Source organism: Pseudomonas typographi, from assembly GCF_014694385.1.
Lineage (GTDB): Bacteria > Pseudomonadota > Gammaproteobacteria > Pseudomonadales > Pseudomonadaceae > Aquipseudomonas > Aquipseudomonas typographi.
In genome coordinates, this window is record NZ_JAAOCA010000020.1 from 1 (window position 1) to 20,006 (window position 20,006).

General features: G+C 61.5%; 21 protein-coding genes. 10 read left to right on the forward strand and 11 right to left on the reverse strand.

Features of this window, described 5'->3' with window-relative positions; translation table 11 throughout:
* The 3 genes from HAQ05_RS16090 to HAQ05_RS16100 form a co-directional block, all read left to right on the forward strand.
* On the forward strand, positions 1-259 hold a 259-nt coding region (locus tag HAQ05_RS16090), incomplete at its 5' end, for an oligopeptide/dipeptide ABC transporter ATP-binding protein (RefSeq protein WP_338050240.1).
* Positions 256-1,665, forward strand: a complete 1,410-nt coding sequence (locus HAQ05_RS16095) for a M20 family metallopeptidase (RefSeq protein WP_190422368.1) — start codon at positions 256-258, stop codon at positions 1,663-1,665. The genes HAQ05_RS16090 and HAQ05_RS16095, both read left to right, overlap by 4 nt.
* Positions 1,662-2,801 carry a M20 family metallopeptidase gene (locus HAQ05_RS16100; protein ID WP_190422370.1) on the forward strand — a complete coding sequence of 380 codons (1,140 nt, stop codon included), beginning with the start codon at positions 1,662-1,664 and terminating at the stop codon, positions 2,799-2,801. The genes HAQ05_RS16095 and HAQ05_RS16100 overlap by 4 nt, the downstream gene beginning before the upstream one ends.
* 70 nt (positions 2,802-2,871) lie before the next feature.
* Here the strand turns inward: HAQ05_RS16100 and HAQ05_RS16105 are convergent, their stop codons facing one another.
* Entirely contained in the window at positions 2,872-3,888 is a 1,017-nt protein-coding gene (locus HAQ05_RS16105) for a 1-aminocyclopropane-1-carboxylate deaminase (RefSeq protein ID WP_190422372.1), read from the reverse strand.
* 169 nt (positions 3,889-4,057) lie between these two features.
* Here HAQ05_RS16105 and HAQ05_RS16110 point away from each other — a divergent pair, with 169 nt between their 5' ends.
* The 3 genes from HAQ05_RS16110 to HAQ05_RS16120 all read left to right on the forward strand — a co-directional run bounded on the left by HAQ05_RS16110 (position 4,058) and on the right by HAQ05_RS16120 (position 5,569).
* Entirely contained in the window at positions 4,058-4,567 is a 510-nt protein-coding gene (locus tag HAQ05_RS16110) for an Lrp/AsnC family transcriptional regulator (RefSeq protein WP_190422374.1), read from the forward strand.
* Positions 4,568-4,686: 119 nt separating this feature from the next.
* Positions 4,687-5,067 (forward strand): lysozyme inhibitor LprI family protein, encoded by a 381-nt coding sequence (locus tag HAQ05_RS16115; protein WP_190422376.1) that lies wholly within the window; start codon positions 4,687-4,689, stop codon positions 5,065-5,067.
* A gap of 19 nt (positions 5,068-5,086) precedes the next feature.
* On the forward strand, positions 5,087-5,569 hold the full coding sequence (locus tag HAQ05_RS16120; RefSeq protein ID WP_190422378.1) for a DUF2938 family protein: 483 nt from the start codon (positions 5,087-5,089) through the stop codon (positions 5,567-5,569).
* A 7-nt stretch (positions 5,570-5,576) separates the two neighbouring features.
* Here HAQ05_RS16120 and bkdR read toward each other — a convergent pair whose 3' ends face one another.
* On the reverse strand, positions 5,577-6,065 hold the full coding sequence (bkdR, locus tag HAQ05_RS16125) for a Bkd operon transcriptional regulator BkdR (RefSeq protein WP_190422380.1): 489 nt from the start codon (positions 6,063-6,065) through the stop codon (positions 5,577-5,579).
* 271 nt (positions 6,066-6,336) lie between these two features.
* Positions 6,337-7,224: a LysR family transcriptional regulator gene (locus tag HAQ05_RS16130; RefSeq protein WP_190422382.1), complete on the reverse strand. Its 888-nt coding sequence runs from the start codon at positions 7,222-7,224 to the stop codon at positions 6,337-6,339.
* A gap of 131 nt (positions 7,225-7,355) precedes the next feature.
* Here HAQ05_RS16130 and HAQ05_RS16135 point away from each other — a divergent pair, with 131 nt between their 5' ends.
* Positions 7,356-9,017, forward strand: coding sequence for a GMC family oxidoreductase (locus HAQ05_RS16135; protein ID WP_190422384.1), 1,662 nt, complete (start codon positions 7,356-7,358; stop codon positions 9,015-9,017).
* A gap of 113 nt (positions 9,018-9,130) precedes the next feature.
* Positions 9,131-10,753, forward strand: coding sequence for an MFS transporter (locus HAQ05_RS16140; protein ID WP_190422386.1), 1,623 nt, complete (start codon positions 9,131-9,133; stop codon positions 10,751-10,753).
* Between the two features lie 109 nt (positions 10,754-10,862).
* Here the strand turns inward: HAQ05_RS16140 and HAQ05_RS16145 are convergent, their stop codons facing one another.
* From HAQ05_RS16145 to glyQ, 4 genes are read right to left on the reverse strand one after another with little or no spacing between them, the layout of a single operon-like run.
* A complete protein-coding gene (locus HAQ05_RS16145; protein WP_190422574.1) occupies positions 10,863-11,624 on the reverse strand; it encodes a lysophospholipid acyltransferase family protein in 762 nt (253 codons plus the stop codon).
* A gap of 38 nt (positions 11,625-11,662) precedes the next feature.
* The gene (gmhB, locus tag HAQ05_RS16150; protein ID WP_190422388.1) at positions 11,663-12,196 is read right to left on the reverse strand and encodes a D-glycero-beta-D-manno-heptose 1,7-bisphosphate 7-phosphatase; all 534 of its coding nucleotides are present in this window, start codon (positions 12,194-12,196) and stop codon (positions 11,663-11,665) included.
* Between the two features lie 3 nt (positions 12,197-12,199).
* The gene (gene glyS, locus HAQ05_RS16155; RefSeq protein ID WP_190422390.1) at positions 12,200-14,254 is read right to left on the reverse strand and encodes a glycine--tRNA ligase subunit beta; all 2,055 of its coding nucleotides are present in this window, start codon (positions 14,252-14,254) and stop codon (positions 12,200-12,202) included.
* A complete protein-coding gene (glyQ, locus tag HAQ05_RS16160) occupies positions 14,251-15,198 on the reverse strand; it encodes a glycine--tRNA ligase subunit alpha (protein ID WP_190422392.1) in 948 nt (315 codons plus the stop codon). Before glyQ ends, glyS begins: the two co-directional genes overlap by 4 nt.
* 84 nt (positions 15,199-15,282) lie before the next feature.
* Here glyQ and HAQ05_RS16165 point away from each other — a divergent pair, with 84 nt between their 5' ends.
* Both HAQ05_RS16165 and HAQ05_RS16170 read left to right on the forward strand, forming a co-directional pair.
* On the forward strand, positions 15,283-15,834 hold the full coding sequence (locus tag HAQ05_RS16165; protein ID WP_190422394.1) for a DNA-3-methyladenine glycosylase I: 552 nt from the start codon (positions 15,283-15,285) through the stop codon (positions 15,832-15,834).
* A 47-nt stretch (positions 15,835-15,881) separates the two neighbouring features.
* Positions 15,882-16,769, forward strand: a complete 888-nt coding sequence (locus tag HAQ05_RS16170; protein WP_190422397.1) for a lysophospholipid acyltransferase — start codon at positions 15,882-15,884, stop codon at positions 16,767-16,769.
* A 59-nt stretch (positions 16,770-16,828) separates the two neighbouring features.
* Here the strand turns inward: HAQ05_RS16170 and HAQ05_RS16175 are convergent, their stop codons facing one another.
* The 4 genes from HAQ05_RS16175 to trkA all read right to left on the reverse strand — a co-directional run bounded on the left by HAQ05_RS16175 (position 16,829) and on the right by trkA (position 19,995).
* Positions 16,829-17,278 carry a hypothetical protein gene (locus HAQ05_RS16175; protein WP_190422400.1) on the reverse strand — a complete coding sequence of 150 codons (450 nt, stop codon included), beginning with the start codon at positions 17,276-17,278 and terminating at the stop codon, positions 16,829-16,831.
* Between the two features lie 63 nt (positions 17,279-17,341).
* Complete coding sequence (locus HAQ05_RS16180) at positions 17,342-17,878, reverse strand: lipid II-degrading bacteriocin (protein ID WP_190422402.1); 537 nt, start codon at positions 17,876-17,878, stop codon at positions 17,342-17,344.
* Between the two features lie 419 nt (positions 17,879-18,297).
* Positions 18,298-18,576: a tetratricopeptide repeat protein gene (locus tag HAQ05_RS16185; RefSeq protein ID WP_190422576.1), complete on the reverse strand. Its 279-nt coding sequence runs from the start codon at positions 18,574-18,576 to the stop codon at positions 18,298-18,300.
* A 45-nt stretch (positions 18,577-18,621) separates the two neighbouring features.
* Positions 18,622-19,995 (reverse strand): Trk system potassium transporter TrkA, encoded by a 1,374-nt coding sequence (trkA, locus tag HAQ05_RS16190; RefSeq protein ID WP_190422404.1) that lies wholly within the window; start codon positions 19,993-19,995, stop codon positions 18,622-18,624.
* Positions 19,996-20,006 lie beyond the last annotated feature (11 nt).

A 20,006-nucleotide genomic window follows, 5' to 3' on the forward strand; every position in this document is an offset into this window, starting at 1 on the left:
AGCCCACCCTTACACACGTGCCCTGCTCGGCTCGGTGCTGACCCCCGACCCCCACATGGGTATCCCAGACATCGGCCTGGGCGGCAGCTTCCCCAACCCTATCTCGCCACCCAGCGGTTGCGCTTTCCACCCGCGCTGCCCGCAGGTGTTCGGCACGTGCGCCAGCCAGCGCCCGGAAACCTTGCCGGTCAGCGGCGGCCGAGTGGCCTGCCACCTGAATGCCCCCCCTTCTCAACCCCTGGAGTTAATCGCCTCATGAGTCGCTCCCTTGCCATCGAATATGCCACCGAACACTTCGAAACCGGCCGCTTTCTCGAACTGCTCGACAGCGCCGTGGCGCACCCCACGGAAAGCCAAGAGTCGGAACGGCTGGCGGCCCTGTATGTGTACCTCAGCGACTTCATCGCCCCCCAGGTGCAGGCGTTGGGGTTCGAGGTGGTGATCCATGACAACCCGGTCGCCGGCCGCGGGCCTTTCATGATCGCCAGCCGGGTCGAAGGCCCTGGCCTGCCGACCTTGCTCAGTTATGGCCATGGCGACGTGGTGCGCGGCTACGATGCACAATGGCGTAAAGGCCTTGAGCCGTGGAAAGTGGTGGTAGAGGGTGAACGCTGGTATGGCCGCGGCACGGCGGATAACAAAGGCCAGCACCTGATCAACCTGACCGCATTGGAGCAGGTGATCCGGGCCCGGGGTGGCCAGCTTGGCTTCAACGTCAAGCTGCTGCTGGAGATGGGCGAGGAGACCGGCTCGCCGGGCTTGAGAGCGTTCTGTGCCGCACACAAGGCCGAGCTGGCGGCGGACGTGTTCATCGCCTCCGACGGCCCACGGTTGAATGCGGCCCGGCCCACGTTGTTTCTGGGTTCCCGGGGCGCATTCAACTTTGAACTGAGCGTGGAGCTGCGCGAAGGTGCCCACCATTCCGGCAACTGGGGCGGGTTGCTGGCCAACCCCGGCATCATATTGGCTAACGCCATTGCCTCTATGGTCGACCAACATGGCCGGGTGAAGGTGGCCGCGCTCAAACCCCGCGGCCTGCCGGCGGCGGTCAAGGCGGCGTTGAGCGATATCGAAGTAGGTGGCGGCCCCGATGACCCGGCCGTAGACCCCGATTGGGGTGAGCCTGGCCTGAGCGCCAGCGAAAAGGTCTTTGGCTGGAATACCCTGGAAGTGTTGGCCTTCAAAACCGGGAATCCGGATGCCCCGGTGCATGCCATTCCGGGGACAGCCTGGGCGCTGTGCCATGTGCGCTTCACCGTCGACAGCGATTTTGAAACCTTCATCCCGGCGGTGCGCGCACACTTGGACGCCCACGGGTTCGATGGGGTCAAGGTGACCCAGACCCGGATGGAGGTGATGCACGCCACGCGCCTGGACCCGGCTAGCCCCTGGGTCGGCTGGGCCATGGACTCGCTGCGCAAGACCACTGCGAAACCGCCTGCGCTGCTGCCGAACCTGGGTGGCTCGCTGCCTAACGACGTGTTTGCCGATGTGCTGGGCCTGCCGACAGTGTGGGTTCCCCACTCCTACCCGGCGTGCTCGCAACACGCTCCCGACGAACATGTGTTGGCGCCGGTGGTGAAGGAAAGCCTGCAGATCATGGCCGGCATGTTTTGGGACCTGGGCGAAGACGGCGCGCGGCTGGTACGGGAGTGCCAACCATGAACCCGGCGCTGCAATGGCTGGCGACCCAGGAGGGCGCTATGGAGCGGCTGCTGGCCAGGTTGGTGGATACCGATTCCAACAGCTATGACAAAGCGGGTGTCGATGCGGTGGGCGACCTGCTGGTGGCCGAGTTGCAAGCGGAAGGCATCGAGGTCCGGCGCACGCCGATGGAAGGCTTCGGCGACCTGTTGATGGGCGAGCTGCCAGGCGGCCCGGGTAAACCGGTGCTGCTGCTGGGCCATCGCGACACGGTGTTCCCCAAAGGGACCGTTAGCCGCCGCGGCTACACCCGCCAAGGCCACCTGGCCTATGGGCCCGGAGTTGCCGACATGAAAGGCGGGCTGGTGCTCGACTGCTTCGCCCTCAAGGCATTGCGCCGTGCCGGGCCGCTGCCGTTCGCCGTGCAGGTGCTGTACACCGGTGATGAAGAAATCGGCTCGGGCAGCGCCAGGGCTGCCATCGAGGTAGCGGCGCGGGCGGCGCAGGCGGTGCTCAATACCGAGCCGGCTCGGGCCACCGGCAATGTGGTTAGCGCGCGCAAGGGCGGCGCCAGCCTGGTCATCGAGGTCAGCGGCCGCGCCGCGCACGCGGGCGTCAACCATGCCGACGGCGCCAGCGCCATCGAGGCGCTGGCGCGCAAGGTCATCAAACTGCATGCTCTGACCGACTATGGGCGCGGTATCACCACCAACGTGGGGCTGGTGGCCGGCGGCACGTCCAGCAACACCGTGGCGCCGTCGGCCAGCGCCAAGCTGGATATCCGCTTCGTGGAGCTGGCGCACTGGCCCGGCATCCGCGCCCAGGTCGAAGCAATCATCGCCGAGCAGGAGCTGCCCGGAACCACGGCGGTGCTGAGGGAAGGCTCGACCTTTCTGCCGATGGAGGCGCGGTACAGCGCGGCTTTGCTGGAAACATACCAGCAGCAGGCGCGGGCATTGGGCTTTAAGGTAGAGGGGGAGTTCACTGGCGGTTGTGCCGACTCCGGTTTTACCGCGAGCCTTGGCGTGCCGACCTTATGCGGCCTGGGCCCGGTGGGCGGCAAGGTGCATACCGAGCATGAATACCTGGAGCTGGATACCTTGGTGCCCCGGGCACAGGCGTTGGTGGGGACGATCCTGGCCTTGGCCGGCCAATAGCGGCCCGCCAGGCGCGGTGTATGTTGCAGCTACGGGGCTGCCTGTAGCTGCATGCAGCTAAACCGACGGTTCAACCGTTGCGGAACAGGAAGCTGTAGGCGTTCAACGCCGGGGCGCCCCCCAAGTGCGCGTATAGCACCTTCGAGCCTTTGGGGAATTCGCCGTTACGCACTTTATCGATCATGCCCTGCATCGACTTGCCTTCATACACCGGGTCGGTCAGTACCCCTTCCAAGCGCGCGCACAGGCGAATGGCCTCCAAGGTGCCTTCGCTGGGCAGGCCGTACTCGGGGCCACCATAGCGGGTGTCCAGTACCACGTCTTGCTCGCTGATCGGGCGGCCCAATTCGACGATTTCGGCGGTATGGCGGGCGATGCGCAGTACCTGCGCACGGGTTTGCTCGGGCTTGGCCGAGGCGTCGATACCGATCACCCGGTTGGCACGGCCATCGGCTGCGAACCCCACCACCATGCCAGCTTGGGTGCTGCCGGTTACCGAGCACACCACGATGTAGTCGAAGGTAAAGCCCAGGTCTTTTTCTTGTTGGCGCACCTCTTCGGCAAAGCCGACGAAACCCAGGCCGCCATAAGGGTGTTCGGAACAACCGGCAGGAATCGGGAATGGCTTGCCGCCTGCTGCCTTCACGTCGAGCATGGCTTGTTCCCAACTCGGGCGAATGCCGATGTCGAATCCGGCGGCGTCCAGGCGCACGTCGGCGCCCAGGATGCGCGACAGCTCGATATTGCCCACGCGGTCGTATACCGCATCGGAGTAGTTCACCCAGTTTTCCTGCACCAACACGCACTTCATGCCCAGGTGCGCCGCCACTGCCGCCACCTGGCGGGTTTGGTTGGACTGTATGCCACCGATCGAAACCAAGGTGTCGCAGCCTTGGGCCAGCGCTTCGGGAATGAGGTATTCCAGCTTGCGGGTTTTGTTGCCACCGAAAGCTAGGCCGCTGTTGCAATCCTCACGTTTGGCGTACAGCTCGACCGTGCCACCCAGGTGTTCGCTCAGGCGCTTCAAGGGCGTGATCGGCGACGGGCCGAAGGTTAGCGGGTAGCGCTTGAATTTATCGAGGTTCATGGCTGTTCTCCTGCATCGATGAGGGTTTCGGGGGCCGGAGCACAGCGGCCGGCGATGCAAAATAGGGTAGGAGAAACGGCGTGGCCCGTGGTTGCAAATAGTTGATTATTTTCAGCTATTAATTAATAAATAAAGCATTATGGGTAATTTAAATAAGGCCATACCCCTTATGAAAGCAATAAATGAACGAAAGAAGCGCGCCGCGCCCAGCTTGGCGCCCCTGGAGCTGGACCGTACCGACAGGGCCATCCTCAAGGCCCTGCAAAAGGACGCCTCGGTGTCCAATGTGGCGTTGGCCGAGAAGGTCAAGCTCAGCCCACCAGCGTGCCTACGGCGGGTGGAACGGCTAAAGGATGCCGGCCTGATCAAGGGTATCGTGGCGCTGCTCAACCCGCTGGCGATGGAACTGGGGATGGTCGTATTGATCGGCGTGGTGCTGGACCGCTCTACGCCAGAGTCGTTTGCCGACTTTGAAAAGGCTGCCCAGCGGGTGTCTGGCTGCATGGAGCTGCATGTGGTAACCGGGGAGTTCGACTATTTTATGTTGTTGCGAACCCGCGACAACCAAAGCTTCAACCGGCTACATGCCGAGCAGTTGCTGTACCTGCCGGGCGTGCGGCAGATCCGTTCGTTCATGGGCTTGCGGGAGGTGCTGTCTACAACATCGTTGCCCATATAACGCAGTGGGGCACTCGCACGGGCAAGCGCAGCCCCACAGCCGGCACCGATACAAAAGTACTTGGCCTCGGCAACCCCCCGAGCCATCATGGCGCAAACTTGCCCTTGCCAAGGAACTCGATGTTGCGTGCCATCGCATTTGCCTTTGCCCTCGCGTTGCCATTGGCGACTGCCCTGCCGGCCTACGCGGGCGCCGCCACGCCCTGTGCCGAAGCCACCAGCACCCGTGCATTGGAGCAATGTGCCCAACAAAGTTTAGCGACTGCAGACCAAGCCTTGAACAGCGCCTACCGTGACCTGCTGGGGCATGTAAGCGAGCCTGCCGCCAACACTAAATTGGTCGCGGCGCAAAGGGCCTGGGTGGCGTTTCGCGACGCTGACTGCGCTGCGCAATATCAGTTATACGAGGGCGGCAGTATGCGGAACCTGGCGTTGCTAGGGTGCAAACAACAGCGCACCGAGGAGCGCACCCGAACGCTACGCAATTACTTACCCAACTGACGCGCTCAAGGAGCTCCGGGTGTTCGATTTTATTGTATCTGCTGTGGTAATAGGCGCAGGCGGCACGGCGCTGCTGGACCTATGGAACCTCTTTTTGAACCGCGTGCGTGGCTTGCCATTGCCCCCGTGGCACTTGGTCGGGCGCTGGTTCGCGGGGTGGGTGCAAGGTGTATTCGTGCATCGCCGGGGGATCACCCAGTCACCGCCGGTTCATCGAGAGCTGGCGCTCGGTTGGCTGATGCACTATGTGGTGGGCGTGGTATTCGCGGCGGCGCTGCTGCTGCTCTGGGGGCCGGGCTGGGCCCACGCGCCGAGCTTTATCCCGGCGCTGATCGTGGGCTTGGTCACGGTCGCGGCCGGCTGGTACGTGCTGCAGCCCGGCATGGGCGTTGGCGTGGCCTGCTCCGGTGCGGCCAACCCGGTGCAGGCCCGTTGGCTCAATGTGATCGGCCACGTGGTGTTCGCCATCGGCATGTACGCCAGTGCGCGGCTGTTTCTTTGAGCTGCGCTCAACATGGCACGCTCAAGCCATTGGCCGGTAACGGCAACGCGGTTTTGTAGCGCACCTGTTTGAGCGCGAAGCTCGAGCGGATATTGGCAACGCCCGGAAAACGTGTGAGGTGGTCCATGATGAACCGCTCCAGGGCCTGGATATCGGGCACCAACACGCGGATGAGAAAGTCCGCGTCACCGCTCATCAGATAACACTCCATCACTTCATCGCGCTGGGCGATCGCCTGTTCGAAACGCGCTAATGCATCTTCCACTTGCTTCTCAAGGCTCACATGGATGAACACATTCACGTGCAGCCCGAGCATTTCAGGGGCCAACAAGGTGACCTGTTGGCGAATCAACCCTAATGCCTCCATGGCTTTGACCCGGTTGAAACACGGCGTGGGTGACAGGTTCACCGCCCTCGCCAACTCGGCGTTGGTGATGCGGGCGTTGTCTTGTAGAGCGTTGAGGATGCCGATATCCGTTCGGTCCAGTTTACGCATGGGCTTTCTCCGTTGCCGCTTGGGGTGGTGTCTTAGAAATTAGGACCCGATGTGACGAGTGAATGTTGTGGTCAGGCTAGGCCCCTGACAAGCGACAGCTTTGACCCCGCCTTCGATAACGGCGCGACTGGCCCTGCTTACGGCGTATTTTGGCTGCCTGCTATCCCTCGGCGAGCGACTGTTTGGGGCCTAAAAAAGAAAATGGTACATACCACGTTCTATCCCAGGCAGCCCCCGATAGCACGGGGGCGAAGGGCGGTAAGTAGCCATGCTACGGCGCCATAAGCTCGCCCTGGGCCTCGTTACACAGCTCGGCCAGGAAGTCCCAAACCACCCGCAGCCGTACCGAGCGGTGCAGCTCGCGCCGGCAACTGATCCAGTAGCTGCGCTGGATGGTTTCCTGCGGCAGTAGCCGCTCAAGCTCCAGGTCGTGGCGGGCCATGTAATTGGGCAGCACGGCAATGCCCAAGCCCGCGCGCGCGGCAACCTGTTGTGCCACCACACTGGTGCTGCGGTACACCACATTGGGGTTACGGCAAAAGCCGTCGAGAAACAACAGTTCTTGGCTGAACAGCAGGTCGTCGACGTAGCCGATCCAGGCGTGCTGGCTTAGGTCTTCATGGGTGTGCAACGGGGCGGCCCGCGCCAGGTAGTGGGGGCTGGCGTAAAGTGCCAGGCGGTAGTCGGTCAATTTGCGGCTGATCAGCAGGTCTGCCTGGGGGCGCTCGAGTTGTACGCTGATCTCCACCTCCCGGTTGAGAATGCTCACGAACCGGGGCACCGCCACCAGCTCCACTTCCAGGCCTGGGTACCGCGCCAGCAGCAGGCCCATGCGCGGGGTCAAAAACGCCACGCCCAGCCCTTCGGTCACGCCCAGGCGCACCTTGCCCAACGGGGTGGGGCTTTGGCTGATCGCCTCCTGGGCCTGCAAGGCAGCATTCTCCATCGCCTCTGCATGCGTGACCAATGCCTGCCCGGCGGGTGTCAGCTCATAGCCTTGTGCGTGTTGTACGAACAGCGCGGTGCCTAGCTCGCGCTCGATGTTTTCGATGTGCCGCGCCACCGTCGTGTGGGTAGTGCCCAGGCGGCGGGCGGCCGTCAGCAAGCGCCCGCTGCGCTGCAGCTCGAGAAAAAACCGCAGGTCATTCCAATCGAACATCGCCAGCACCCCCCGGTTCGGTGACGCTGCTGTGCGAAAACGCACAAGCACTGGGCGAAAACTATCGTAGGCAAATGGTTTTCTATCAATGAATATGAAGCCCAACAACAATAAAAGCGGCGAGGTGTTCAATGCCATCAGCCACCGATACCTATGACTACATCATCGTAGGGGCCGGCCCCGCGGGTTCGTTATTGGCCAACCGGTTGTCTGCCAGCCCAGCGGTACGGGTATTGCTACTGGAGGCCGGAGGCGAAGACAACTACCCCTGGATTCACATCCCGGTGGGCTACCTCTACTGCATCGGCAACCCCCGCACCGACTGGTGTTTTCAAACCGAGGCACAACCCGGCCTACACGGCCGCCGGCTGAGTTACCCGCGCGGCAAGGTGCTCGGCGGTTGCTCGTCGATCAACGGCATGATCTACATGCGCGGCCAAGCCCGCGACTATGACCTTTGGGCGGCGCAGGGCAACCCAGGCTGGGGCTGGGACCAGGTATTGCCGCTGTTTCGCAAAAGCGAGAACCACTTCGGCGGCAACAGCCCAGCCCATGGCGGTGACGGCGAATGGCGGGTGGAGCGGCAACGCTATCACTGGCCAATCCTCGACGCCTTTCGCGATGCCGCCGAGCAATGTGGTATCGCCAAGGTCGATGACTTCAATACCGGCGACAACCAGGGCTGTGGCTATTTTCAGGTCAACCAGCGCAACGGCGTGCGCTGGAACTCGGCCAAGGCGTTTCTGCGGCCTATCCTCAAGCGGCCCAACCTGACGGTGCTGACCAAAGTCACTGTAGACCGCTTGCGTTTCGAGCAAGGCCGTGTGGTGGGGCTGGAAGCCGATTGGTTGGGCGCCAAGCGGGTATTCAATGCCCGCCGCGAAGTGGTTTTGTGCGCCGGTGCCATAGGTTCGCCCACTATTATGCAGCGCTCGGGGTTGGGCCCTCGCTCATTGCTGGAGCGCCTGGGCATCGCGGTACGCCGCGACATGCCGGAGGTGGGCGGCAATCTGCAGGACCACTTGCAGCTAAGGCTGATCTACCAAGTCACCCGGGTGCGCACGCTCAACCAGGTGGCGGGCAGTGTGTGGGGCAAAATGGGCATGGGCTTGCGTTACCTGTATGACCGCAGCGGCCCGTTGGCCATGGCGCCTAGCCAACTGGGCGCGTTCGTGAAATCCGATGCCAGCCAGCCCAGCGCCAACCTGCAATACCATGTGCAGCCGCTTTCGCTGGAGCGCTTTGGCGAGCCGCTGCACAGTTTCCCGGCCTTCACCGCCTCGGTGTGCAACCTACGGCCACTGAGCCGCGGTTCGGTGCGCATTCAGGCTGCCGCGCCCGAGCAGGCGCCCTCGATTGACCCGAACTACCTTAGCCACCCGCAAGACCTTCACGTGGCCGCCCAGGCCATACGCCTGACCCGGCAGATCGTGCAAGCCCCGGCCCTGGCCCGCTTCGCCCCGGTAGAGTACCTGCCCGGCGCGCAGCTTCAAACCGACGAGCAACTGCAGGAAGCGGCCGGGGCCATAGGCACGACCATATTCCACCCGGTAGGCACCTGCCGCATGGGCAGCGATCCGAGCGCGGTAGTCGATGCGCAACTACGGGTGCATGGCGTGGCAGGCTTGCGCATTGCTGATGCGTCGATCATGCCGCAGATCACCTCTGGCAATACCTGTACGCCCACCTTGATGATCGCCGAGAAGGCCGCGCAGATGATCCTTCACGCGCATAACTGGCAGGCACCCAATGCTGTGGGCCAGCCTCGGGAGGTGGAAACCGCCGTGGGGTAACCCCACACAGACGACCTGATACAGCGATCAGGGCCCCGCGGGGTGCGGTAGCGCGGGGCCGACAGTGGACAACAAGAATAATCACTGTGCCCCCGGGCCCGAGGATTTCACCCATGTCGGATTATATCGAGCATCACCCCCAAGCTTCCGTTGCCGCCGCGCGCCGTGAGGAACGCAAGATCATTTTCGCGTCCTCGCTGGGCACGGTATTCGAGTGGTATGACTTCTTTCTCTATGGGGCCCTGGCGGCGCTGATCAGTAAGCAGTTCTTTGCCGGTGTGAACGATACCACCGCGTTCATCTTCGCCCTGATGGCGTTCGCGGCGGGGTTTTTGGTGCGGCCGTTCGGCGCGTTGGTATTCGGCCGGCTCGGCGACATGATCGGGCGCAAGTACACCTTTTTGGTCACCATCGTGCTCATGGGCCTCTCTACCTTCGCCGTAGGGCTGCTGCCGGCCTATGCCAGCATCGGCATAGCCGCGCCGGTTATCCTCATTGCCTTGCGCATGCTCCAGGGCCTGGCGCTGGGCGGGGAGTACGGCGGCGCCGCCACCTATGTGGCGGAACATGCGCCCGCAGAGAAACGCGGGCAACACACCGGCTGGATTCAGTCCACCGCCACGTTGGGGCTGTTGTTGTCACTGGTGGTGGTGATGGTCTGCCGTTATATCACCGGCGACCAGTTCGAGGCCTGGGGCTGGCGTTTGCCGTTCCTGCTGTCCATCGTATTGCTGGGTATTTCTACCTGGATTCGCCTGAGCCTTCATGAGTCACCGGCGTTTCTTAAAATGAAAGCCGAGGGCAAGGTGAGCAAAGCGCCGATCCGGGAGTCGTTCGGTTCCTGGCAGAACTTGAAGGTGGTGCTGATCGCCTTGTTCAGCGTCAATGCCGGGCAAGCGGTCACGTTCTATACGGCGCAGTTTTATGTGCTGTTTTTTCTTACGCAAATCTTGAAGATGGATGCCGCGCAAGCCAATAGCCTGCTGATCGTGGCGGTAATTCTCGGGGCGCCGTTCTTCGTCATCATGGGCTGGCTGTCCGACCGGATTGGGCGTAAACCGGTCCTGTTGATAGGTTTGCTGCTGGCGACGGTCTTGTATTTTCCGCTGTTCAAAGCCTTGAGCTACTACGCTAACCCTGCCATCGACCAAGCCAGTGCCCGGGCGCCGATTACCGTGATCGCAGACCCCGCCACCTGCACCTTCCAATTCGACCCCGTGGGCAAGGCGCGCTTCGATAGCCCATGTGACAAGGTCAAAACGTTTTTGGTCAAGGCGGGTTTGCCTTATAGCAGCCAAGAAGCGCCGGCGGGCAGCAACGTGGTGGTTTCGATCGGCGATACCCGCATCGAAGGGGTGGACACCGCCGCGATGGCCACGGCGATCAATGCCGCGGGGTACCCGGCCAAGGCGGACCCCAGCCAAGTCAACCAACCCATGGTGGTGGCCGTGGTGTTTGCGCTGATCCTGATTGCCACGATGTGCTATGGCCCGCTGGCGGCACTGATGGTCGAGCTGTTCCCCACGCGGATCCGCTATACCTCGATGTCACTGCCCTACCACATCGGTAACGGCTGGTTCGGCGGGTTATTGCCGACCATCTCTTTTGCGCTGGTGGTGTATACCGGCGACATCTTCTATGGCTTGTGGTACCCAGTTATCGTCACGGCGGTGAGTGTGGTGGTGACCCTGGCGTGCCTTAAAGAAACCCGGCAGGTTGATATCACCCGTACCTGAGTCGAAAATGTCATTCACAGTTATGCGATAAAAAAATAAGCAGTTAATTCATGTGGTTAGCTGCTTATCGAAAAAGTTATTCGAGGTTTTGCCCACAAGTTATCCACAATTACGCCGGGTGTGTCTCGGCGGCTTGGGGCAAGGCGCCCAAGGCTTGCTGGGTCCCTTCGTTCCAAGCGAATACCTGGTCATTCAGGTTAGCCACGTCGCGCGGCCCGGTGCCCGCCGCATATAGCGGCGCACCGATCACTACATCGATGGTGCCGGCGTATTTACCCCAGCCCTTACGCGGCCAAAACTTGCCAGCGTTGTGGGCTATCGGCAGCACAGGCAGGTTGGCATGGGCGGCCAATGCTGCCCCGCTACGGGTGAATTTGCCGATTTGCCCATAGGGCACGCGCGTGCCCTCGGGAAAGATCAGCACCCACACGCCATCCTTGAGCAGCTTGTTACCCTCGCTGGCGACCCGCTTCAGCGCTTCCTTGGGGTTGTCGCGGTCGATCGCGATCGGCCGAAGCATGGCCATTGCCCAGCCAAAGAACGGCACGTACAGCAGTTCCTTCTTCAGTACCTGGCTCATGGGCTGAAAATACGCAGACAAAAAGAATGTCTCCCAGGTGCTCTGGTGGTTCGACACGATCACACATGGCTGCGCCGGTACGTTTTCCGCGCCACGGATACGAACCTTTAACCCTAGCACCGCCCCAGCCAACCAGATGGCGAACCGGCACCAGTAGCCGTTGATGAACCGGTAACGCCGGGGAAAACTCATGAATGGTGCAAAGAAGAAACTTAACGTGCACCAGAGAAAGGCACTGGTGCCGAGCAGGAAATAAAATAAGGCGACGCGAAAGGCCGGCAGTTTCGACATAGCGATGTGGTCCATGGGCGGATGCGCCACCTTCGTGACTAAGCGTTGATCAAGGCCTGGGCCACAGCGGCCAGGTCGTCGAAAAGCAGTGTATCGCCGGCCACCCCCTCGTTCGCGGTTTTCTCGCCTTTGCCGGTTTTTACCAGCACCGGCTGGGCCCCCACGGCGCGCGCCGCCTGCAGGTCGCTATGGCTGTCGCCCACGAACCACACCCCAGGCAGGGCTACCCCATAGTGCCTGCCGATGGTACGCAGCATGCCGGGGCGCGGCTTGCGACAGTCACAGCCGTCGCCGGGGCCATGGGGGCAGTAGACAATCAAGCCGACTTCACCGCCTTGCTCGGCCACCAACGTGCGCAGCCGTTCGTGCATTGCCTCAAGGGCGGCGACAGGGTAATAGCCCCGGGCAATACCCGACTGGTTGGTGGCCACCGCCACTGTCCAGCCGGCCTTGCTGAGCGCGGCGATGGCGCTGATCGAGCCGGGAATAGGCAGCCATTCGTCAACCGATTTGATGTACGCATCGGAGTCATGGTTGATCACGCCATCGCGGTCAAGAATCAGCAGCTTCACGCCTTACCCCAGCACCGATATGTCGGCGACGCCCAGGAATAGCCCCCGCAAGCGCGCCAACAAGGCGTAGCGGTTGGCCCGCACATTAGGGTCGTCGGCGTTGACCATCACCGCGTCGAAGAACGCATCGACCGGCTCGCGCAGGGCGGCCAGGCGGGCCAGCGCCTCGCTGTATTGGCGTGCCTTGAACATCGGCTGCACGGCCTGGTCGGCCTGCTGGATGGCGGAGTACAGCGAGAACTCATGGGCGTTGTCGAAGTACTTCGGTTCGACGCTGGCGGCGATGCCGCCCTCGGCTTTGCTCAACAGGTTCGACACGCGCTTGTTCACCGCCGCCAAGGCTTCGGCCTCGGGCAGCCTGCGAAACCCCTGCACCGCTTGCACGCGCTGGTCGAAGTCCAACGCCGAGCCCGGCTTGAGCGCCCGTACCGCCAAGTAGCAGGCCACATCCACGCCTTCGTCTTCATAGCGGGCGCGCAGGCGGTCGAACACAAACTCCAGTACCTGGTCTGCCAGCGCGGCGGTTTGTACGTGGTCGCCAAACAACGAGATGGCGTACCCCACCGCGTCGTTCAGGTTCAGGTCGAGTTGCTTCTCGATAAGAATCCGCAGCACCCCCAGCGCAGCGCGGCGCAGCGCGTAAGGGTCTTTGCTGCCGGTGGGAAGCATACCGATGCCGAAGATCCCGACCAGGGTGTCGAGTTTGTCTGCGATGGCCACGGCGGCGCCGGTCAGGGTTTGTGGCAACTCAGCCCCGGCACCGCGCGGCATGTACTGCTCGTTCAGGGCCTTGGCTACGTCTTCGGGTTCACCGTCGTGAGTGGCGTAGTAATAGCCGGCGATGCCTTGCATCTCGGGGAACTCGCCGACCATCTCCGTGGCCAGGTCGCACTTGGACAGCAACCCGGCCCGGGCAGCCTGGGTAGCGTCGCCTTGAATGCGCGGTGCGATGAAGGCGGCCAATTGCGACACCCGCACGGCTTTGTCGAACACACTGCCCAGTTGTGCCTGGAATACCACGTTGCGCAAGCGCTCGTTGAAGTGTTCCAGGGGCTGTTTTTTATCTTGGTTGAAGAAGAACTCCGCATCGGTCAGGCGTGGGCGCACGACCTTTTCGTTGCCCTGCACGATTTGTTGTGGGTCTTTGCTCTGGATGTTGGCCACGGTGATGAACCGTGGCAGCAGCTTGCCTTCGGCGTCGAGCAGGCAGAAGTACTTCTGGTTGTCTTGCATGGTGGTGATCAGCGCTTCTTGCGGCACGTCGAGGAAGCGTTCCTCGAACGAACACACCAGCGGCACCGGCCATTCGACCAGCGCCGATACCTCATCGAGCAGGGCCGGCGGCACGATGGCCGTGCCTTCTTGCTGCAACGCCAGTGCATCGACGCGCTTGGCGATCAACTCGCGGCGCTCGGCAAAGTCGGCCAACACGTAGGCCAGGCGCAGGTCTTCGCGGTAACTGGCCGGCGACTGGATGCGCACGGCCTGCGGGTGATGGAAACGATGGCCGCGGGATTCGCGGCCGGCGCGCTGGGCCAGGATCGTGCAATCGACCACTTCGTCACCGAACAGCATCACCAGCCATTGGGTTGGCCGCACGAATTCCTCTTTGCGCAGGCCCCAACGCATGCGCTTGGGGATCGGCAGGTCGTTGAGCGAATCCTCGACGATCGTCGGCAACAGGCTGGCGGTTGGCTTGCCCTTGATGTTCTGGCTGTAGCGCAATTTGGCGCCGCTGCGGTCGATTTCCGCCAGGCCTACCCCGCATTTGCGGGCAAAGCCTAGGGCGGCTTGGGTGGGGTTGCCGTCGGCGTCGAAGGCCGCCTGTATCGGCGGGCCGTCAAGGTTGATGGCGCGGTCGGCCTGCTGCGTATCCAGGCCCTGGACCAGCACCGCCAGGCGCCGGGGCGCCGCGAAGAAGCGCTTGGCGGTGTAATTCAGGCCCGCGGCCTGCAGGCCTTTCTCGATGCCGGCCAGGAACGCTTCGCCGAGGCTCAGCAGCGCTTTGGGTGGCAGTTCTTCGGTGCCCAGTTCAACCAAAAAATCTTGAGCACTCATTGCGCCGCCTCCAGCTTAGCCAACACTTCATCTCGCAGTTCAGGGGTTGCCATTGGGAAGCCCAGGCGTGCCCGGGCTTGCAGGTAACTGTGCGCCACGGCACGGGCCAGCGTGCGAACGCGCAGGATGTAGCGCTGGCGCTCGGTCACGGAAATCGCACGGCGTGCGTCAAGCAGGTTGAAGGTGTGCGAGGCCTTCAGCACCATTTCATAGGTCGGCAGCGGCAGTTGCAGCTCGATCAGCCGGTTGGCTTCGCTTTCATAGAAATCGAACAGCTCGAACAGCTTCTCGACATTGGCGTGTTCGAAGTTGTACGTCGACTGCTCCACTTCGTTTTGGTGGAACACGTCGCCGTAGGTGACCTTGCCAAACGGGCCGTCTGCCCAGACCAGGTCGTACACCGAATCCACACCTTGCAGGTACATGGCCAGGCGTTCCAGGCCATAAGTGATCTCCCCGGTGACCGGGTAGCACTCGATGCCGCCGACTTGCTGGAAGTACGTGAATTGGGTCACTTCCATGCCGTTGAGCCAGATTTCCCAGCCCAGGCCCCAGGCGCCGAGGGTGGGCGATTCCCAGTTGTCTTCGACGAAGCGGATATCGTGCACCTGCGGGTCCAGCCCAATACGCTCGAGCGACCCCAGGTAAAGCTCCTGGAAGTTTTCCGGGTTAGGCTTGAGCACCACCTGGAACTGGTAATAATGCTGCAGGCGGTTGGGGTTCTCGCCATAACGGCCATCGGCAGGGCGGCGGCTGGGCTGCACGTAAGCGGCGTTCCAGGTTTCCGGCCCCACGGCGCGCAGGAAGGTGGCGGTATGAAAGGTACCCGCGCCTACTTCCATATCGTAGGGCTGAAGCACCACACAACCTTGCTCGGCCCAGTACTGTTGCAGGGCCAGAATCAAGTCTTGGAAGGTACGCACGGCTGGCGTAGGCTGGGTCACGAATTCACCTGTATCTTGGGCTGCACATGTAAAGAGCGGAAGTATACCGCGAATCAGGCGGCCCCTTGCCACCCCCGGAGTCTTATGCCACGCTGCTTTTGGTGTTCCGACGACCCTATCTACCAGCTTTACCACGACCAGGAATGGGGTGTGCCGTTGCGCGACCCGGGCCGGCTGTTCGAGTTGCTGGTGCTCGAAGGGTTCCAAGCGGGGTTGTCATGGATCACCGTGTTGCGCAAGCGCGAGCGCTACCGCCAGGTGCTGTTTGGCTTCGACCCCACACGCCTGGCCGCCATGAGCGATGAAGACATCCAGGCGCGCATGCAAGACCCGGGTATCATCCGCAACCTGCTCAAGCTCAAGGCGGCCCGCCAGAACGGCCAAGCCTGGCTGCGCCTGGAAGACCCTGCCGGGTTTTTATGGTCGTTCGTGGGCGGTACGCCGCAGGTCAACCACCACCCCGATCGAAGCACCATACCCACTGAAACCGCTGCCGCCCTGGCCATGAGCAAGGCGCTGAAAAAGGCCGGGTTCACTTTCGTGGGGCCTACCATTTGCTACGCCTTCATGCAGGCCACCGGCATGGTGATGGACCACACCACCGACTGTGACCGTTACGCTGTGCTGGCGGGCTGAAACACCTGGGTTAGAATGGCGCCGCTCGAAACTTAAGGGAGTGGCCTGTGGAAACGTTCAAGGGTGCCTTGCTGGTCGGCGCGTTGAAAGCCTTCGCGCTGTTGCCGTGGGGCGCGGTGCAGCGGGTGGGGGCGGTGATTGGCTGGCTGATGTGGAAGCTGCCGAATCGCTCCCGCGACGTGGTGCGCATCAACCTCGCCAAGTGCTTTCCAGAACTGGACCCTGCCGCCCGCGAACAATTGGTGGGCCGTAGCCTGCAAGGTATCGGCCGCTCCTTCACCGAAAGCGCCTGTGCATGGATCTGGCCGGCCGAACGCTCATTGGCCTTGGTGCGCGAGGTGCAAGGCCTCGAGGTGCTGCAACAGGCCCTGGCCAGCGGCAAGGGCGTGGTCGGCATCACCAGCCACCTGGGTAACTGGGAAGTGCTCAACCACTTCTATTGCCACCAATGCAAGCCGATCATCTTCTACCGCCCGCCCAAGCAAAAGGCGGTAGACGCGCTGCTGCGCAAACAGCGCGTGCAACTGGGTAACCGCGTGGCGCCGTCGACCAAAGAGGGCATCCTCAGTGTGATCAAGGAGGTGCGCAAGGGCGGCCAGGTGGGTATCCCCGCCGACCCGGAACCGGCCGAATCAGCCGGCCTGTTCGTGCCGTTTCTCGGCACGCTGGCGCTGACCAGCAAGTTCGTGCCGAACATGCTCGCCGGCGGCAAGGCCGTGGGCGTGTTCCTGCATGCCCTGCGGCTGCCCGATGGTTCCGGTTTCAAGGTGATCCTCGAAGCCGCGCCTGAAGCCATGTACAGCACCGACACCGCGGTGGCCGTGGCGGCCATGAGCAAGGTAGTGGAGCGCTATGTGCGGGCCTACCCGGACCAATACATGTGGAGCATGAAACGCTTCAAGAAGCGGCCGGAGGGCGAGGCGCGGTGGTATTGAAGCCGGTCGTTGGGACGGGGTATGGGATGATGCGCGGGGATGGGTTGCGATGCTTAAGTTTATGGTTTGGGACTGGCCTCATGCTGGCCCCGGATATCTTTGTAGGGCGCTGCAAACCTAGCCAGAGCGGTCATGAGCGAAAGGGCAAACGTGACAAATGCGATGATGAACCAAATGTTGGTAAATTCCCTGATATAGGTCATCCACAGAGCGAATGATACGACTGCGCAAAATGGTAAGCACCCCCAGGGTTGGATGCATCGAATAATGACCGGGTTGAGTTTTCTAGTGAGGACGAGGCAAAATAACTCGGCAATAAGAAAAAGTATGATGCTAGCTAGGCCCACAAGGACCATGGTCACAAATAAGAAGTCGTAAGGATCTATGCCGTAAGTATCTTCGGTCGGATCAAAGCGAGCATGATTATCGATCGTAGTTGCTTCGGAAAGAAGAAGCCAGCCAATGCAGAGGAGGCCGGGACTATATAGAATTTTTAGAATCCTAGTCATGCTGGCTTCCAGAAAATATGTCCAGGTGGGCACAATAATACATTTACGAAATGTAGCGCTTGATTAATTGTTACTGGGTATGTGATATTGAATCGCTCCCGGCAGTTGAATTTCATAGGGTGTCGCTTTAGCTCTTTGTCCCACGAGCCTTCCAGCCGTCGTCGCAGCTTCGGTAAGGATCGATCTATGGGTGCTTTTGTCGAAGTCATAGAGGTCGTTATAAGCTCGGATCTCGCCGTTGAACGTGATAGGCCCTGACTCCGGACGCACTATTTTACCGACCGCTCGAATCGTTATATTGCCAATCACATATTTAGCTACACTGGAGTCAAGGCCCGCGTCATAAGCCATATTTATGTCTATATTCGTTATCCCGGTCCCTGCAAGACTAATTGCCCGCTGCAGATCCGGTAGCTTTGCTACTGTGGGTGTGATACCTGTATTCTCCAAGCGCCATGTCAGAGGCACGCCCTTTCCCATCAAGTAGTGGCTATACGCTTTCATGATAGTGAACGTATTTCCCGAGAGTTCTTCGGTCAATGTTGGCGTGCCATACATGCTTATCTGGTTGGCTTTTTTGCCGGCCCGCTCGCCACGCATCGGCGTCTGGCATATGCGGCGTTATACACTGTAAATAATCCGCATGGTGCGCGGTGACCAAATCATGCTTAAGGGGCTCAACAAAACTGTAAGCCGGGCGAGCATGCTTCAACGACTCTAAAAGCTTGGCAAACATCTCGAGGCAGCTGCCCTGGGTATAGGCGCGGTCACGCTGTGCCCGGGCGTGCATTTTCACCAGTGCAGGGTTACCCATGGGGGGCGAGCTACCCAAGCTAGGTGATGGCCCTATCCCGAAGCCGGGCGCCGAGATATTAATGGGGCCTAATTCGATCTGCGGCATAAGCCTTCTCCTTGTCGATGAGGAAGTTGGAAAGCAACTTCCTGGTCGATGTTAAGGAGGAGAAATCTTTGGCTGCGTTAATTAATGCTTCCCTTAGGCGATATAACCAAAGCTCCCGTTACAGTTTTTTCAAGAATACCGCCATCTCCCGCTCTGCCTGCTTATCCCCGTGCGCCTGTGCCGCGGCAATGCCCTTCTCCCAGGCCTCGCGCGCGCCGCCTAAGTCACCACTGGCCTTGCGCGCCTTGCCCAGTAGTTTCCAGGCGGCTGAATACTTTGGGTCAAGCTCGATGCAACGCGCCAGGTGCTCGGCGGCCAGGGCGGCGTTGCCCTGGTCGAGGTAGCCCTTGCCCAGGCCAAAGCGCAACAGCGGGTTATCCACACCCTTGGCGAGCATTTTTTCCAGCGATTCGATCACGGCAAGCCCTCGTTACAACACCCTTTAAAAAAAGCTCAACCCCACATGGAAGAGCTTTTCCACGTCCCTTATGAACTTCTTATCGACCACGAACAAAATCACATGGTCGCCGCTTTCGATTACCGTGCTGTCGTGGGCGATCAGCACTTCGTCCTGGCGAATGATTGCCCCAATGGTGGTACCAGAAGGCAGGTGGATATGGCCAATGGCGCGGCCCACCACCTTGCTTGAGCGGGGGTCACCATGGGCGATGGCTTCGATGGCTTCGGCCGCGCCACGGCGCAGCGAATGCACGCTGACGATATCGCCGCGGCGTACATGGGCGAGCAAGGTACCAATGGTGGCCAGCTGCGGGCTGATGGCGATGTCGATTTCGCCGCCTTGGATAAGATCCACATAGGCTGGGTTATTGATGATGGTCATCACCTTGCGCGCGCCCAGCCGCTTGGCCAACAGCGACGACATGATGTTGGCCTCGTCATCGTTGGTCAACGCCAGGAAGATATCGGCCTGGGCGATGTTTTCTTCGAGCAGCAGGTCGCGGTCCGAGGCGCTGCCCTGTAGCACCACGGTGCTGTCGAGGGTATCGGACAACTGCCGGCAGCGTGCCGGGTTCATTTCGATGATCTTGACCTGGTAGCGGCTTTCGATGGCCTCGGCCAAGCGTTCGCCGATATGGCCACCGCCGGCGATCACCACCCGTTTGTTGCGTTGGTCTACGCCGCGCAATTCGGCCATTACCGCGCGGATGTCATTGCGCGCGGCAATGAAGAACACTTCGTCGTCGGCCTCGATCACAGTGTCGCCGCGCGGCAGGATGGGCCGGTCGCGGCGGAAGATGGCCGCCACCCGGGTATCGACGTTGGGCATGTGCTGGCGAATCTGCCGCAGTTGCTGGCCCACCAGCGGGCCGCCATAGTACGCCTTGACCGCCACCAATTGCGCCTTGCCGCCGGCGAAGTCGATCACCTGCAATGCACCGGGTTGTTCGATCAGCCGCTTGATGTAATTGGTAACCACTTGCTCCGGGCTGATCAGCACATCGACCGGGATGGCCTCGTTGTCGAACAGGCCGGCGCGGGTGAGATAGGCCGATTCGCGTACGCGGGCAATTTTGGTGGGGGTGCGGAACAGCGTGTAGGCGACTTGGCAAGCCACCATGTTGGCTTCGTCGCTGCTGGTCACCGCCACCAGCATGTCGGCGTCTTCGGCGCCGGCCTGGCGCAGCACGGTGGGGAATGACCCACGGCCCTGTACGGTGCGGATATCGAGGCGGTCGCCCAGGCTGCGCAGAAGGTCGCCGTCGGTGTCGACCACGGTGATGTCGTTGGCTTCGCTAGCCAGGTATTCGGCCAGGGTGCCGCCGACCTGGCCGGCACCGAGAATGATGATCTTCACGGGTGGCTCCT

Coding starts and splice junctions, on each gene's coding strand:
- HAQ05_RS16095 (WP_190422368.1), top strand. CDS start 256: ATGAGTCGCTCCCTTGCCATCGAATATGCCACCGAACACTTCGAAACC.
- HAQ05_RS16100 (WP_190422370.1), top strand. CDS start 1,662: ATGAACCCGGCGCTGCAATGGCTGGCGACCCAGGAGGGCGCTATGGAG.
- HAQ05_RS16105 (WP_190422372.1), bottom strand. CDS start 3,888: ATGAACCTCGATAAATTCAAGCGCTACCCGCTAACCTTCGGCCCGTCG.
- HAQ05_RS16110 (WP_190422374.1), top strand. CDS start 4,058: ATGAAAGCAATAAATGAACGAAAGAAGCGCGCCGCGCCCAGCTTGGCG.
- HAQ05_RS16115 (WP_190422376.1), top strand. CDS start 4,687: ATGTTGCGTGCCATCGCATTTGCCTTTGCCCTCGCGTTGCCATTGGCG.
- bkdR (WP_190422380.1), bottom strand. CDS start 6,065: ATGCGTAAACTGGACCGAACGGATATCGGCATCCTCAACGCTCTACAA.
- HAQ05_RS16130 (WP_190422382.1), bottom strand. CDS start 7,224: ATGTTCGATTGGAATGACCTGCGGTTTTTTCTCGAGCTGCAGCGCAGC.
- HAQ05_RS16135 (WP_190422384.1), top strand. CDS start 7,356: ATGCCATCAGCCACCGATACCTATGACTACATCATCGTAGGGGCCGGC.
- HAQ05_RS16140 (WP_190422386.1), top strand. CDS start 9,131: ATGTCGGATTATATCGAGCATCACCCCCAAGCTTCCGTTGCCGCCGCG.
- HAQ05_RS16145 (WP_190422574.1), bottom strand. CDS start 11,624: ATGTCGAAACTGCCGGCCTTTCGCGTCGCCTTATTTTATTTCCTGCTC.
- glyS (WP_190422390.1), bottom strand. CDS start 14,254: ATGAGTGCTCAAGATTTTTTGGTTGAACTGGGCACCGAAGAACTGCCA.
- HAQ05_RS16165 (WP_190422394.1), top strand. CDS start 15,283: ATGCCACGCTGCTTTTGGTGTTCCGACGACCCTATCTACCAGCTTTAC.
- HAQ05_RS16175 (WP_190422400.1), bottom strand. CDS start 17,278: ATGACTAGGATTCTAAAAATTCTATATAGTCCCGGCCTCCTCTGCATT.
- HAQ05_RS16180 (WP_190422402.1), bottom strand. CDS start 17,878: ATGCGTGGCGAGCGGGCCGGCAAAAAAGCCAACCAGATAAGCATGTAT.
- HAQ05_RS16185 (WP_190422576.1), bottom strand. CDS start 18,576: ATGCTCGCCAAGGGTGTGGATAACCCGCTGTTGCGCTTTGGCCTGGGC.